This window comes from Salmonella sp. 32082101201600294FB01SM01, from assembly GCF_017572865.1.
Classification (GTDB): Bacteria; Pseudomonadota; Gammaproteobacteria; order Enterobacterales; family Enterobacteriaceae; genus Salmonella; species Salmonella enterica.
On record NZ_JAGESB010000001.1, the window covers coordinates 102522 to 116932 of the forward strand.

The window sequence follows — 14411 nt, forward strand, 5'->3', positions numbered from 1 at the left end:
CTGGGGCGGATATTTTTATGAGTCAGAACAATTATCTGATTGACAAAAGAGTTATTCTTGATTGTGAACGAATGACGCTTTCCTGCGCCGGAGAGTCGATAACGATATCTGAATCGGAACGCAGTTTGCTTATCGCTTTTCATGAAGGCCTTTTTAAAAAAGATGATTTAATTAACTATGTCTGGGGGCGCAAAGGTGTCGTGGTCTCTGATGCCAGTTATTACAAACTGATTAACCAGCTACGAGGATCATTTGATAAAATTGGTCTTAAGGGGGCGTCTGTTGTGACTCGTCCCCGCGTGGGTGTTTTACTCTCAGTTTCCATTGAGCCGTTGAGTGATGAGGCGCAAAATACGCCGTTGCCTGCTGTTGCTGAAACAGAATTATCGACGGTTGAAGTGCGGCGCGATGACACTATTATTACCCCAATACCGGACGCTGTGAATAAAAAAGATTGGCTCTACTTTTGCCTGGCCGCGCTTCTGATGTTTTTTATGATGTATAAAGTTAAGGGTGAAAATATTGATTACTTTACCCTCCAGGGTTCGTATGATGGATACACTTTTTATAGTGTCGGGCATGATAAAACCCATCTGACGGATATCGTTGAAGCGTACTCCGAGATGAGTAATGAAATACATAAACAAAACGGAAAAATCATTTATTACATTCGCGTTCCTAATACAAATATTTTTGTCCAGTGTCTTAACCAACTTGATATAGCGGAGCCGAAATGCATTTCCATAAAAGAACGTTATTAAGCGTGGCGACGCTTGGTATGTTGGCTGTTTCAGTCGTACTGATGGTAGTTTGGGTACGAAACAGTAACCATAGTTCTATTAATACTAATGAATTTTTATGTACGACAAGAACGGTAACGACGATACAGCCTAAAGATATCCATGCCGATGGCAGTCTTGTTCTTGATTTTAAGATGAAGAGAATTACGCTTCAATATGAAATAAAAACAAAAGATAACGGTATAAAAATATTATACCGGGACGTGTATATGAAAAATTTACATCGAACAGCGCCTGGTGTTTATACGTTCGAAGTATCCCAGGTAAAAGCCTTTGCCACGGACACGGCTGGCGATCTGTTATCATATTTACGGGTTCTGCATCCGGAAGCGGCTAATGAGATTCGAATATCTAAAGTGGGTGAGAAAACCTTTTTCTATTCTCTTAATCGGCAGCTTTATAACGTTTGTACCGCGCAGTAGATCTGAATGTTGTCTGAATGCGTCAGAAAGCGAGTTGCGAAATTGCCCTCCGCAAAGGTAAAGGTTAACTCAATAATCAATTAAAATGCATATAAAACAATTAGTTATGAATTTTTTACTCTTCATGGAGGTAACTGATACTCGCTGATAACCTCTCGCAGCCCGCCTGACGGATAAGATGCCAGGAGCGGGTCTGAAGCAACTATGAATCCGCTATTAATAAAAAAGTAAGAACTCTGTAAGACTGATTTCATATCCATTATCGAATATATCAGGTTATATTACCTCCGCAGTTGGCATGACTGGTAATAAGCGCATTAGGTGCTCTTAATCTAAATGCTATTTGTGTGCCATAAGTTCCGGTACCGCCTTAATTATATATCAAAAATGGAGTGGTTTTAATGAAAAGACGGTCTTCGTTCCTTGTTTTTTTAGGTTTATTATTAGCGTCACCTTTAGCTTTGGCTAACGATCAGCACACCGTATCGTTTGGTTATGCACAAACTCATCTCAGTTCATTGAAAAATAGCGATAGCAAAGATCTGCGAGGCTTTAATTTTAAATATCGTTACGAGTTCAATGAGACCTGGGGGATGTTAGGCTCATTCACCGCGACGCGCAATGAAATGGAGAACTACACCTGGAAAGAGGGGAAGTTGCATAAAAATGGTTCCGATTCTGTGGACTATGGTTCTTTGATGTTTGGACCAACATATCGTTTTAATGACTATGTGAGCCTGTACGGCAATGCGGGTATAGTGACGATGAAATTTAATAAACACTCAAAAGAAGACTCCTTTGCCTACGGCGCTGGCGTAATATTTAATCCAGTTAAGAGTATATCTATCGATGCATCATGGGAAGCCAGTCGTTTCTTCGCTGTGGATACCAATACATTTGGTGTCAGCGTAGGTTATCGCTTCTGATATTAAAAGTATAAGCGTTACGTTTATGGCAAGGAATTAAAAATAATATGGCGCTGCTACAGAATAGGGATGGTTATGATCGCTCAGGTAATCTTAAGAGGAAGATAAAACACTCACCGTAGCGTTATTCTATTGATGAAATTATGATAAATTCACTATCGGAACAACTTCCGTTAAAAACGATAGGTATAGTTTTAACGGATGATTATTATACTTATTTAGGCATCGCTTCACTCTTTGAGGATGGGAAGTGCTTTATGTTCCCACTCAATGGAGAATATAATCCGTGTCAGATATCAGCTAGCGAAGATATCATAATTATTATTGATGGACGAGTTTTGATTCAGGGGGTCTGGAAAGGTTTTAAGGCGCTCATGCAGCATTATCCACATGCTCGTCGAATCTGGCTCACGCGCAGAGATATTGGAAAACTTTATCCACATGGCTGCGATAGAGATCCTGATATCGATCCCGATTTGGCAAAGCCTGTTTTTATTGAACATTTCATTAAATACGCTTGTGCAAACGATGTAGCGGTCGGTGAACTTGCGCCGTTGACAAAAAAGGAGGAGGAGTTGTTATGGCACTTTTTATATAAAAAGTCGATGAGTCAGATCGCCAGTAGCTATGGCATGAGTCGTAAGACTTTGTACATTCATAGATTGCGTATCTGTCGTAAATATGGCTTCAAACGCTTTTTCCATTTGCTATTTATTTACCAAAGAAGTCGCCATATCTTCGCATCTAAAATTTGCCGTGTAGACAAAAACGCCGATCAGGCTTGAAGCAAACAAGATGAAAAAGTTAACGATGAGAGAGTGTGAAAGCATCAATCCTACTTTGCTGCTTGCCATTAAGATACTTATCTCGGCGCTTGACGAAAAAACAAAAATAAGGCTCAGAGAGCATATTGAAAAAACTGAACAAGAAATAGCCTCAAGCATACATGATAGCATCATGACAGAGACTTTTCTTCAGCAAATGAAAGACATTCGTTACATCTTAAATATAGTTCCTTGACGGCGTTCAGAAGCAAGAACGCGTTATTATTTAATGATTAATAGACCAGGTATTAGTATGAAAAAGATCTTAGTATGTTTCGTCGGCTTGGCTTTAACCGCATGTAGCGCTAATTCGTTGAATTATGGCGCTGAACAGGTACGGGTGATGACCAGCGAGCCAGGTAAGGAATGCAGCTACTTAGGGGATATCACGGGCAGCCAGGGGAATTTCTTTACCGGTGGCTGGACTTCCAACAGTAACCTGGAAACGGGTGCCCGTAACGACCTGAAAAACAAAGCTTATAAAATGGGCGGAAATACGGTAGTCCTGTTAACCCAGCGTGCAGGCCAGACAGGAAGTTCATGGCACGGTTCGGGCTCAAGCAAACAAACGAATGTCACGTTAAGCGGGAACGTTTATCGTTGCCCTCGTTAACCTTATTTTGCAGGCAATATATGCCTGTTTAGCGCGCGCGCCGCACTGGCGACGCGCGCTATTTGGGCTAACCTTGCTTTTTCTCGCTGTATTCCCGCCAACCGCCGCCTAATGCTTTATACAGATTAATGATATTCAGCTGTTGCATGAGACGTGTGCGTACCAGGCGCTGTTGCGCGCCATAAAGCATACGATGGGTATCAAGCAGCGTAAGGTAGTCATCGATGCCTTCCTGAAAACGGAGTCCGGCCAGCTCATAGGCGATTTGACTGGCTTCAACCGCGCGTTGTTCTGATTGCACCTGGTCATTCAGCGTACGCTGTCCCGCCAGACCATCCGCCACGTCGCGAAAGGCTTGCTGAATAACGTTTTCATACCTGGCGATTTCAATCTGTTTTTGGACATGCGCCCTATCCAGGTCAGCGCGTAATGCGCCGCCGTGAAAGAGAGGCAAGGTGATTTGCGGTAGAAAACGCCAGCTTCCCGATCCCGGTTCAAAGAGTCCGCTAAGAGACGCGCTGGCCGTTCCCGCCGTGCCTGTCAGGCTGATGGTCGGGAAGAAGGCGGCGCGCGCTGCGCCTATTCTGGCGTTTGCGCCGCGCAGCCTGTACTCGGCGGCGCGAATATCCGGGCGGCGTACCAGCAGATCTGACGGTAATCCGCCTGGCAGAGTGGTCGGGATCGTGCCTTCCGTAAGCGTGACCGCCTCGTTTAGTCGACGCGACAGTTCAGGCGTGAGCGGCTGGCCCAACAGCAATTCCAGCGCGTTACGATCCCGCGCCAACTGTCGCGTATACGCCGCGCGATTGATTTCGGCAGAACGCAGCGCGATCTCCGCCATACGCAGATCGAGCTGTGTGGCGTTGCCTGTCCGGGCAAGCTGGGTTGTCAATGTGTATGAACTTTTTTGCGCGGCCAGCGTATCCTCGGTTAAGCGCAGCAGCTCCCGGTCAGCCCGTAGCGTCAGCCAGGCGCTGGCGACTTCGGAAACCAGGCTCATTCGCGCCGCAATGTACGTCTCATCAAGCGCCATATAGGCGGCTAATGCCTGGTCGCTAAGGCTTCGCACTCGCCCCCAGAGATCCAGTTCCCAGGCCGTCGTCGCCCCAGCCATCTCGTAGCGTCGGTTAATCTCAGGCTCGTCCGTGACGCTGAGATCGGCGGGAGTGCGACCGGCGTCCATGGCGGTGGCGATGCCGAGCGTCGGCAGCATCTCCGCGCGCTGAATACGGTATAACGCCCGGGCGGCTTCAACATTGAGCCCTGCCTTGCGTAAATCCCGATTATTGCGTAACGCGATCGCGATCAGTTCCTGTAGAAGCGGATCGTGGAAGAAATCACGCCAGCCAATGTCAGCGGCATCCGGCGCGCCAGAAACGGTTGACGTTGCGTAGGGATAGACCATCGCAGTCGGCGATGGGGGGCGTTCGTGCTTCGGCGCCATCGTACAGCCAGCAAGCGTGGTGACGAAAGCAAGCGTCGCCAGCGTGGCGGTCTGCCGATAGCCTGTAAAAGTGATCTTCATTATGCCATTCCCATCATTATGCTTGCTGATCATGTGAATCAACGCGGTTCTCACGCTTTAATGCCATCCTGCGAACCACCACGTAAAATACAGGCGTCAATAACAGGCCAAAGAGCGTGACGCCCAACATTCCGGCAAACACGGCGATGCCCATCGCATGTCGCATTTCCGCGCCGGCACCCGTCGCGAGTACCAGCGGTACTACGCCTGCGATAAAGGCGAATGAGGTCATCAGGATAGGACGTAGACGCAGGCGTGACGCTTCCAGCACGGCGGTCAGCGGGTCTGCGCCGTCGTGTTCTTTGGCGCGGGCAAACTCGACAATCAAAATGGCGTTCTTGGCCGCCAGGCCGACCAGCACCACGAAACCAATCTGCGTAAAGATATTGTTATCTCCGCCAGATACCCACACGCCGACAATGGCTGAGAGTAATGACATAGGCGCAATAAGCAGGACGGCGAAGGGCAGCGACCAACTGTTATACTGCGCCGCCAGGATCAGGAAGGCCAACAACACCGCCAGCGCAAAGATAGCAAGCGCGGAGTTGCCGGCCTGTTTTTCCTGATAAACCAGATCGGTCCATTCGAAGACCATCCCTTCCGGCAACGTTTCACGCACGATCTTTTCAATCGCGTCCGTCGCCTGTCCGGAGGAGAAGCCCGGAGCCGGTCCACCGCTAATATCTACCGAGGGGAAGCCGTTGTAATGGATGATTCTGTCCGGCCCCGACTGGCGCATAATCGTGACGAAAGCGCTAAGCGGGATCATCTCGCCCTTCGCATTGCGGACTTTAAGCAGGCCGATATCCTCTTGTTGCATACGGAATGGCGCATCGGCCTGCGCCATCACCCGCCAGGTGCGGCCAAATCGGTTGAAATCGTTGACGTAAAGCGATCCGAGGTTAATTTGCAACGTTTCAAAGATGTCGGTGAGCGATACCCCCATTGATTTCGCCTTCACCCGGTCGATATCCACCTGTAATTGCGGGGCGTTCGTCTGGAAACTGGCCAGCATATTGGCCAGTTCGGGCGTCTGCATCGCCTTAGACATAATCTCGCTTTGCACCTTTGTCATCGCTTCAAATCCCAGTTCCGCACGATCTTCAATCTGCAATTTAAAGCCGCCCGTCGCGCCAAGCCCTGGAACCGGCGGCGGCGGGAAGATGCCAATAAATCCGTCGGGAATGTGGCTAAATTTGTGCATTAGCTTTCCGGCGATAGCGTTAGCGGAAAGCGAAGGATCTTCACGCTCGTCAAAGGGTTTCAGCATGGCGAACATCAGCGCCGAATTTGGCACATTTACCGGGCCGTTAACCGACAGGCCGGGGAAGACGACGACGCTTTCAACGCCGGGTTCCGCCAGCGCGATAGCGGACATCTGTTTCACGACCGCCTCTGTGCGATCCAACGATGCGCCGCTTGGGAGCTGGGCGATGCCGACGAGATAGTATTTATCCTGCGCAGGCACAAACCCGTTCGGCACCTGATGGAAGCCAAGCCAGGTCAGCCCCACAAAGCCAGCATAGAGCACCATCACAATGACGCTGCTGCGCACGGCCCGACGGACGGCGCTAACATAGCGGTTCGACGCGCTGTCGAAGAAACGGTTAAAGCGATGGAAAAAACCGCCAGTGACCGTGCCCATCAACCGCGTTAGCCAGTCAGCCTTCGCAGTATCGTGGTGCGGTCTTAACAAAATGGCGGCCAGCGCAGGGGAGAGCGTCAGTGAGTTAATGGCCGAAAGGATGGTCGAAATAGCGATGGTCAACGCGAACTGACGATAAAACTCACCCTGCAGGCCCGCCAGGAATGCGGAAGGGATAAAGACCGCCGTTAGCACCGAGGTAATAGAAAGAATGGGACCAGTGACTTCATCCATGGCCTTCTTTGCCGCCTCTCCGGGACTTTTGCCCTGCGAGATATGCCGTTCCACGTTTTCGACCACAACGATGGCGTCATCGACAACGATACCTATCGACAGGACCAAACCAAACAGCGAAAGCGTATTCAGCGAAAAGCCAAACAGGTGCATCAAGGCAAAGGTGCCGACCAGCGAAACGGGAACCGCCACCAGAGGAATAATGGACGCCCGCCAGGTTTGCAGGAACAGCACCACGACAAGGACGACCAGCACGAGGGCTTCCAGCAACGTAATCGCCACCGATTGTAGCGATGCGCGCACGAAGACCGTAGGATCATAGGCAATCCGGTATTCGATATCCTGCGGGAAGTTTTGCTGCAACTCATCCATTTTGCCGCGAATCGCGTTAGACACGTCAATCGCATTGGCGCCCGGACTTTGAATAATCTGTAACGCTGGCGCCGCTTCGCCATTCAGTAAACTGCGCAGCGTATAGGCATCTGCGCCCAGCGTGACGCGGGCGACATCACGCAGTCGCGTCACCTCGCCGTCAGCGCCGATTTTTACCACAATCTCGCCGAACTGTTCTTCGCTGGTCAGGCGGCCCAGCGTGTTTACTGTCATCTGAAAAGCGGCGGAGGCCTCCGGCTGTTGCCCGACGGAACCGGCGGCGACCTGTACGTTTTGTTCCCGCAACGCCGTAACGATATCACTGGCGGTAAGACCGCGGTTGGCGATTTTCGCCGGGTCCAGCCAGACGCGCATGGCGTACTCGCCCGCGCCCCAGACGAGAACATCGCCGACGCCGGGTAAACGGGCCAGCTCGTCGCGAACCTGCCGGATGGCGAAGTTAGACAGGTAAAGCGAGTCATAGCGTTTTTGCGGCGAGACAAGATGGACCACCATCAACATATCGGGGGACGTTTTCTCCGTTACAACGCCAATTCGCTGGACTTCTTCGGGCAGGCGAGGCAGCGCGCGGGATACCCGGTTTTGCACCTGAATTTGCGCCATATCAGGATCGGTTCCCTGTTCGAAGGCGATAGAGATAACCATGCGACCATCAATGGCCATCTGGGTATTCATATACAACATGCCGTCAACGCCGTTGATCACCTGTTCCAGCGGCGCGGCTACCGTATCGGCAATCACTTGCGGGTTAGCGCCGGGGTAGCTGGCGCTAACCTGTACCGTGGGCGGCGTAACGGCCGGATATTCACTCAGCGGCAGTTTTAAAAAGGCGATAGCGCCAGCCAGCAGCATTAACAGCGACAGGACGATGGCGAAGATGGGGCGTGCAATGAAAAAGTGGGTGAATTTCATTGGCGCACCGCCTTCGACGCGCTGTCGCCGTCCGCTTTAGTCAATGTCGCGGTCTGTTTATCGGTCACATTCTGCCGCATCGGCACCAGACGCGGCGCAACGGTCATGCCAGGACGCACCAGCCCCTTGAGGATGATTTTTTCTCCCGGCTGTACTCCCTGTGTAACGACGCGGAGTCCATCGACCATTTGTCCCAACTCAACCGGACGATACTCCACCTGATTCTCCTTGCCGACGATCAGCACATAGTTTTTGCCCTGATCGGCGCTCACCGCCAGATCGTCAATTAGCACGGTTTCCCGCGGCTCGCCGATGGGCAAACTGATTCGGGCAAACAGGCCGGGAGAAAGCATTCCGTCGGGGTCAGGAATCACGGCGCGCGCCCGGATAGTGCCGGTGCTGCGGTTCATCTGATTGCCCATAAAGTCGAGTACGCCCTGATAAGGCAGCCCGTTATCGGTGGTTAACCCCATGTTGACTACCGGTGGATTTTTGTCGGAGCGGGTATGCCGTAACGCCTTCAGCCAGGTGGCTTCGTCAATATCGAAATACACATACATGGGATTGTGAGACACGATAGTCGTCAGAAGCGTGGCGTTACCCGCTACGCCGCCGCTGACCAGATTGCCCCGGGTCACCAGTATGCGGTCAACGCGTCCGGCAATGGGCGCGGTAATACGGGTCCAGGAGAGTTCAAGGCGCGCTGCGGCGACGGCGGCTTTGGCCGATTGCATCTGCGCCTGTCGCGCATTACGCGTGGCGGTGACATCGTCAGCGTTTTTACGTGATACGGCGCCGCTGGCGACCAGTCGTTGAATGCGATCGAAATCCGCCTGCGCCTGGCGGGCCAGTACTTCAGCCTGACGTAATTGCGCGACGGCGGTGTCGAGGGCGACCTCGAACGGGCGCGGATCGATCTGGAACAGCAGTTGTCCGCGGCTTACCAGACGTCCTTCCGGAACGCTGACGGCGTCAAGGGTTCCTCCCACGCGCGAACGCAGCTCCACGGTCTCCGGCGCGGCCAGAAAACCGGTGAATTCCGCCGTAGGCGCGAGTGTGCGGCTAAGGGCTTTAGCAACCGGTACCGACGGTGGAGGCGGCGCGCTGGCCGGTGGGCCGACGGCGTTGCCTTTATCCCATAGTGCTTCGCCGGCCATATAAATCACGCCCCCGATGGCGGCGATGACGCCGGCTATCAACATAATTTTGAATGTTCTACGCATGTCGTTTCCCTCTTTACCGCAGCGTGTCGGCCATTCCGCAACGCTGCCGCAGAATTTTTGGCAAAGGCTAGGCGTTACAACGAAGGAAAGGTCAAGCGTTCCTGACGGGTTTTTACGGGGCGTGGGGCGGCATCGTGGCGTAAATGTCTCGCATCATCCTCTTTTATGAGCCATCTCACATTCTCGCCGAACCGTGCAGCCTGAATACGCTTGACCTTCCCACAATGGCAAGCTTTAGGCTTTCTGATACCGAATAGTCAGGATGGGGAAGTCGTCATGAGTCAGTCAGAAAATCGTCACGACACGATAAGCTTACTTATTGAAGGTATGACCTGCGCGTCGTGTGTCGCTCGCGTTGAAAAAGGTATTAAGGCTGTGCCTGGCGTAACGGACGCTACGGTGAATCTGGCGACGGAGCGCGCCACCGTCCGCGGGACGGCGTCGGCGGAGGCGGTGATCGCGGCGATTGAAAAAACGGGGTATGAGGCGCGACCGGTAGAGACGGCGGGGCAGGGCGAAGACGACTCTGAAGAGAAAAAAGAGGCCGAGCGCGTCAGGCTGAAGCGCGATCTGATTCTCGCCAGCGTGCTGGCGCTCCCCGTTTTTGTGCTTGAAATGGGTTCGCACCTTATTCCTGGTATGCACGAGTGGGTGATAAAAACGATTGGCCTGCAACAAAGCTGGTACTGGCAATTTGCACTGACCCTGTTGGTGCTGACGATCCCCGGTCGCCGTTTTTACCTTAAAGGGTTCCCGGCGCTGGCGCGTCTGGCGCCGGACATGAACTCGCTGGTCGCCGTGGGAACCTCAGCGGCATTCGGCTACTCGCTGGTGGCGACCTTTACGCCCGACCTGTTGCCTGAAGGGACGGTAAACGTCTATTACGAGGCCGCCGCAGTGATTGTCGCGCTTATTCTGCTGGGGCGCTTTCTGGAGGCAAGGGCGAAGGGGCGGACTTCCGAAGCGATTAAACGTCTGGTGGGGCTACAGGCGCGGGTCGCGCATGTGTTACGCGAGGGCCGCATCGTGGATATCCCTGTCGACGAGGTTGTGCTGGGCGACTGTGTGGAGGTTCGGCCAGGCGAGCGGATACCGGTTGACGGCGAAGTGACCGAAGGCCGCAGCTTCGTTGACGAGTCGATGATTACCGGCGAACCGATACCGGTAGAGAAATCCGCAGGAAGCGCGGTGGTGGGCGGTACCGTAAACCAAAAAGGCGCGCTCACGCTGCGGGCGACCGCCGTCGGCGGACAGACCATGCTGGCGCAAATCATTCGTCTGGTGGAACAGGCGCAGGGTTCAAAACTGCCGATTCAGGCCGTCGTGGATAAAGTGACGCTGTGGTTTGTCCCAATGGTAATGCTTATTGCTGCGCTGACCTTTGTGGTATGGCTGGCGTTTGGGCCGTCGCCAGCGCTGACTTTCGCTCTAATCAATGGCGTTGCGGTGCTGATTATCGCCTGTCCTTGCGCGATGGGCCTGGCGACGCCGACCTCCATTATGGTGGGAACCGGTCGTGGGGCGGAAATGGGCGTGCTGTTCCGTAAGGGGGAGGCGTTACAGCTACTCAAAGACGCTAAGGTGGTGGCCGTAGACAAAACCGGGACGCTTACCGAAGGCCGCCCGGTACTGACCGATCTCGACGTGGCCAGCGGCTTTGAACGCCGTGAGGTGCTGGCGAAAGTCGCGGCGGTAGAATCGCGTTCAGAGCATCCGATTGCCCGTGCGATTGTCGTGTCGGCAGAAGAGGAAGGGATCGCGCTACCAGGCATGAGCGGCTTCGAATCGGTGACCGGGATGGGCGTATACGCTACCGTTGACGGTACGCGTGTTGACGTGGGGGCCGATCGCTATATGCGCGAAATTGGCGTGGATATTAGCGGCTTCGCCACCACCGCCGAACGGTTAGGACAGGAAGGGAAATCGCCGCTCTATGCGGCTATTGACGGTCAACTGGCGGCGATTATCGCCGTGGCCGATCCGATCAAACCCAGTACGCCCGCCGCAATTAACGCTTTACATCAGCTCGGCATTAAGGTCGCCATGATCACTGGCGATAATGCCCGCACGGCACAGGCTATCGCCAGACAGTTAGGAATTGATGACGTGGTCGCCGAGGTATTGCCGGAAGGGAAAGTCGAGGCGATACGGCGCCTGAAAGCGGCGTATGGGCAGGTGGCGTTTGTCGGCGATGGCATCAACGATGCGCCAGCGCTGGCGGAGTCCGACGTGGGGCTGGCGATTGGCACCGGCACCGATGTGGCGGTGGAATCCGCCGACGTCGTACTAATGTCCGGCAACCTGCAAGGCGTGCCGAATGCTATCGCGCTGTCTAAAGCGACCATCCGCAATATCCACCAGAATCTGTTCTGGGCCTTTGCTTACAATACGGCGCTGATTCCTGTCGCGGCAGGCGCGCTATTTCCGGTCTGGGGCATATTATTGTCCCCGGTATTCGCCGCAGGGGCGATGGCGATGTCGAGCGTGTTCGTGCTGGGCAACGCTTTGCGGCTGCGCCGTTTCCGGGCGCCGATGGCAACCCCATCCGATACATCCACGACATGAGGAGGAGCGTCATGAACATCGGTAAAGCAGCTAAAGCATCGAAAGTCTCGGCCAAAATGATTCGCTACTATGAACAGATTGGTCTGATTCCCGCGGCAAGTCGGACGGATTCCGGCTATCGGGCCTATACCCAGGCTGATGTTAATCAATTGCATTTTATACGCCGCGCGCGCGATCTCGGCTTTTCAGTTGCTGAAATCAGCGACTTACTGAATCTTTGGAATAACCAGTCGCGGCAAAGCGCTGACGTCAAACGCCTGGCGCAGACGCACATTGATGAACTGGACAGACGTATCCAGAACATGCAGCACATGGCGCAAACCCTCAAAGCGCTGATTCACTGCTGCGCCGGCGACGCGCTGCCAGATTGCCCCATTCTGCATACGCTTGGACAACCTGACGATAGCGAGCCGGAGGCGCGTACCGGAGCGGTATTGCGCCGTCCTCGTCGCCACGGACTGGCAAAGCGTCTGTAAGTCCTGAGATTACGCTTGACCTTCCAACACTGGCAAGGCCCAGACTGGCAACAGTTCCCACACAAAAGGAGTTCACCATGCAGTTCCATATTGATGACATGACCTGCGGCGGCTGCGCCAGTACGGTAAAAAAGACGATTCTGACTCTCGATGCTAATGCGACGGTGAGAACCGACCCGGCGACGCGTCTGGTTGACGTTGAAACGTCGCTATCCGCGGAGCAGATTGCCGCCGCCCTGCAAAAGGCCGGTTTCCCGCCGCGCGAAAGGTAATCGTCAATGGCGATCGGTCTGGCGACAGGCCGGTCGCGATACGCTAGCCACGCTTCGCTTTCCTTTGCATGAGATAATCCCCATAAAAACTGTGACAAATCATGTGCCAGTAAGCTTTGTTAATAATATGTAATGATTTGTCTATTTTTGCTAACATTTTACCTGCTATATACAAAAAGATAACAAATAAGTAGCGCAACGCTACCTTGTTACGTCGCTTTGACGACGGGAGCGCTCCAGCGTTTCGCCGCTTCAAAGCTTGATGTTATTTTTTGATGCAGGACACTACCTATGTACACCCCCCTGAACTGGACGACGACACAACGACATGTGGCGTTTGCCAGCTTTACCAGTTGGATGCTGGATGCGTTTGATTTCTTTATCCTTGTCTTTGTACTTAGCGATCTCGCCGAATGGTTTCACGCTTCCGTATCGGACGTTTCCATTGCGATTATGCTGACCCTGGCGGTACGTCCCATTGGCGCGCTGCTATTTGGCCGAATGGCGGAAAAGTACGGACGTCGACCGATACTGATGCTCAACATTCTGTTCTTCACGGTGTTTGAACTGCTTTCCGCCTGGTCGCCCACCTTCATGGCATTTCTGATTTTTCGGGTCATGTACGGCGTGGCGATGGGCGGGATATGGGGCGTCGCGTCATCACTGGCGATGGAAACCATTCCCGATCGTTCGCGTGGCCTGATGTCGGGCATTTTTCAGGCGGGCTATCCCTGCGGCTATCTGTTCGCCTCGGTTATTTTTGGCCTCTTCTACAGTATGGTAGGCTGGCGCGGTATGTTCCTGATTGGCGCCCTGCCTGTTGTCTTGCTGCCTTATATCTGGTTTAAAGTGCCGGAATCCCCCGTCTGGCTGGCGGCCAGAGCGCGTAAAGAGAATACCGCGCTGCTTCCTGTTCTGCGCAAACAGTGGAAGTTGTGTCTGTATCTGGTGCTGGTCATGGCGTTCTTTAATTTTTTCAGTCACGGCACGCAGGATCTCTATCCTACCTTCCTGAAGATGCAGCATGGTTTTGATCCGCATCTGATCAGTATCATTGCGATTTTTTATAACATTGCCGCCATGCTCGGCGGTATTTTCTACGGTACGCTATCGGAACGTATTGGGCGTAAAAAAGCGATCATGATCGCCGCCTTTCTTGCGCTTCCGGTACTCCCGCTATGGGCATTTTCCAGCGGATCATTCACGATTGGTCTGGGCGCGTTCCTGATGCAGTTTATGGTGCAGGGCGCCTGGGGAGTCGTACCGACCTGGCTGAACGAGCTGGTTCCGGCGAATGCGCGTGCCGTGCTGCCAGGGTTTGTTTACCAACTGGGTAATTTACTGGCGTCGGTTAATGCGACGTTACAGGCCCGCATCGCGGAAACGCATGGTGGCAATTACGGGTTGGCAATGGCGATCGTGGCTGGCGCGGTGGCTATTTTAATCTGTGTATTTGTGGCATTTGGTCGCGAGACCCGGGGAGTCGTCATCTCCGGTACAGATAGCGACGCCCTCCCGGAGTCGGCCATCGGTCATCGCACGTAAACACTACGCTCCTGGCGCATGCTGTCGCCGGGAGCA

Annotated in this window: 13 protein-coding genes; 10 read left to right on the forward strand and 3 right to left on the reverse strand. The window is 53.2% G+C overall.

What is annotated here, in order from left to right; genetic code table 11:
* Positions 1-17: 17 nt before the first annotated feature.
* The 6 genes from J4645_RS00505 (at position 18) to J4645_RS00530 (ending at position 3585) form a co-directional block, all read left to right on the forward strand.
* Positions 18-761: a transcriptional regulator gene (locus J4645_RS00505; protein WP_023214868.1), complete on the forward strand. Its 744-nt coding sequence runs from the start codon at positions 18-20 to the stop codon at positions 759-761.
* On the forward strand, positions 734-1222 hold the full coding sequence (locus J4645_RS00510) for a hypothetical protein (RefSeq protein ID WP_023214869.1): 489 nt from the start codon (positions 734-736) through the stop codon (positions 1220-1222). The genes J4645_RS00505 and J4645_RS00510 overlap by 28 nt, the downstream gene beginning before the upstream one ends.
* A 401-nt stretch (positions 1223-1623) precedes the next feature.
* Positions 1624-2148 (forward strand): Ail/Lom family outer membrane beta-barrel protein, encoded by a 525-nt coding sequence (locus tag J4645_RS00515; RefSeq protein ID WP_023225868.1) that lies wholly within the window; start codon positions 1624-1626, stop codon positions 2146-2148.
* Positions 2149-2291: 143 nt separating this feature from the next.
* The gene (locus tag J4645_RS00520; protein ID WP_023214870.1) at positions 2292-2933 is read left to right on the forward strand and encodes a helix-turn-helix transcriptional regulator; all 642 of its coding nucleotides are present in this window, start codon (positions 2292-2294) and stop codon (positions 2931-2933) included.
* A 10-nt stretch (positions 2934-2943) separates the two neighbouring features.
* A complete protein-coding gene (locus J4645_RS00525) occupies positions 2944-3168 on the forward strand; it encodes a membrane protein (RefSeq protein ID WP_000737124.1) in 225 nt (74 codons plus the stop codon).
* Positions 3169-3225: 57 nt separating this feature from the next.
* Positions 3226-3585: a DUF4156 domain-containing protein gene (locus tag J4645_RS00530; RefSeq protein WP_000722978.1), complete on the forward strand. Its 360-nt coding sequence runs from the start codon at positions 3226-3228 to the stop codon at positions 3583-3585.
* Positions 3586-3652: 67 nt separating this feature from the next.
* Here J4645_RS00530 and mdsC read toward each other — a convergent pair whose 3' ends face one another.
* From mdsC to mdsA, 3 genes are read right to left on the reverse strand one after another with little or no spacing between them, the layout of a single operon-like run.
* A complete protein-coding gene (gene mdsC, locus J4645_RS00535; protein WP_023214871.1) occupies positions 3653-5110 on the reverse strand; it encodes a multidrug efflux transporter outer membrane subunit MdsC in 1458 nt (485 codons plus the stop codon).
* Positions 5111-5126: 16 nt separating this feature from the next.
* Positions 5127-8294, reverse strand: coding sequence for a multidrug efflux RND transporter permease subunit MdsB (gene mdsB, locus J4645_RS00540; protein ID WP_000673156.1), 3168 nt, complete (start codon positions 8292-8294; stop codon positions 5127-5129).
* On the reverse strand, positions 8291-9517 hold the full coding sequence (gene mdsA / locus J4645_RS00545; protein ID WP_001254860.1) for a multidrug efflux RND transporter periplasmic adaptor subunit MdsA: 1227 nt from the start codon (positions 9515-9517) through the stop codon (positions 8291-8293). The genes mdsB and mdsA overlap by 4 nt, the downstream gene beginning before the upstream one ends.
* A gap of 276 nt (positions 9518-9793) precedes the next feature.
* On the opposite strand from mdsA, the gene golT reads away from it, so the two are divergent.
* The 4 genes from golT (at position 9794) to J4645_RS00565 (ending at position 14375) form a co-directional block, all read left to right on the forward strand.
* On the forward strand, positions 9794-12082 hold the full coding sequence (gene golT, locus J4645_RS00550; RefSeq protein ID WP_000083315.1) for a gold/copper-translocating P-type ATPase GolT: 2289 nt from the start codon (positions 9794-9796) through the stop codon (positions 12080-12082).
* Positions 12083-12093: 11 nt separating this feature from the next.
* Positions 12094-12558 carry an Au(I) sensor transcriptional regulator GolS gene (gene golS, locus J4645_RS00555; protein WP_001020583.1) on the forward strand — a complete coding sequence of 155 codons (465 nt, stop codon included), beginning with the start codon at positions 12094-12096 and terminating at the stop codon, positions 12556-12558.
* Between the two features lie 77 nt (positions 12559-12635).
* Positions 12636-12830 (forward strand): gold resistance metallochaperone GolB, encoded by a 195-nt coding sequence (golB, locus tag J4645_RS00560; protein WP_001159470.1) that lies wholly within the window; start codon positions 12636-12638, stop codon positions 12828-12830.
* Positions 12831-13121: 291 nt separating this feature from the next.
* Positions 13122-14375: an MFS transporter gene (locus tag J4645_RS00565; RefSeq protein ID WP_000288502.1), complete on the forward strand. Its 1254-nt coding sequence runs from the start codon at positions 13122-13124 to the stop codon at positions 14373-14375.
* Positions 14376-14411: the final 36 nt, after the last annotated feature.

Bases quoted from the DNA above. Each gene is read 5' to 3' on its own strand.
- J4645_RS00505 (WP_023214868.1), top strand. From the start codon at position 18: ATGAGTCAGAACAATTATCTGATTGACAAAAGAGTTATTCTTGATTGT.
- J4645_RS00510 (WP_023214869.1), top strand. From the start codon at position 734: ATGCATTTCCATAAAAGAACGTTATTAAGCGTGGCGACGCTTGGTATG.
- J4645_RS00515 (WP_023225868.1), top strand. From the start codon at position 1,624: ATGAAAAGACGGTCTTCGTTCCTTGTTTTTTTAGGTTTATTATTAGCG.
- J4645_RS00520 (WP_023214870.1), top strand. From the start codon at position 2,292: ATGATAAATTCACTATCGGAACAACTTCCGTTAAAAACGATAGGTATA.
- J4645_RS00525 (WP_000737124.1), top strand. From the start codon at position 2,944: ATGAAAAAGTTAACGATGAGAGAGTGTGAAAGCATCAATCCTACTTTG.
- J4645_RS00530 (WP_000722978.1), top strand. From the start codon at position 3,226: ATGAAAAAGATCTTAGTATGTTTCGTCGGCTTGGCTTTAACCGCATGT.
- mdsC (WP_023214871.1), bottom strand. From the start codon at position 5,110: ATGAAGATCACTTTTACAGGCTATCGGCAGACCGCCACGCTGGCGACG.
- mdsB (WP_000673156.1), bottom strand. From the start codon at position 8,294: ATGAAATTCACCCACTTTTTCATTGCACGCCCCATCTTCGCCATCGTC.
- mdsA (WP_001254860.1), bottom strand. From the start codon at position 9,517: ATGCGTAGAACATTCAAAATTATGTTGATAGCCGGCGTCATCGCCGCC.
- golT (WP_000083315.1), top strand. From the start codon at position 9,794: ATGAGTCAGTCAGAAAATCGTCACGACACGATAAGCTTACTTATTGAA.
- golS (WP_001020583.1), top strand. From the start codon at position 12,094: ATGAACATCGGTAAAGCAGCTAAAGCATCGAAAGTCTCGGCCAAAATG.
- golB (WP_001159470.1), top strand. From the start codon at position 12,636: ATGCAGTTCCATATTGATGACATGACCTGCGGCGGCTGCGCCAGTACG.
- J4645_RS00565 (WP_000288502.1), top strand. From the start codon at position 13,122: ATGTACACCCCCCTGAACTGGACGACGACACAACGACATGTGGCGTTT.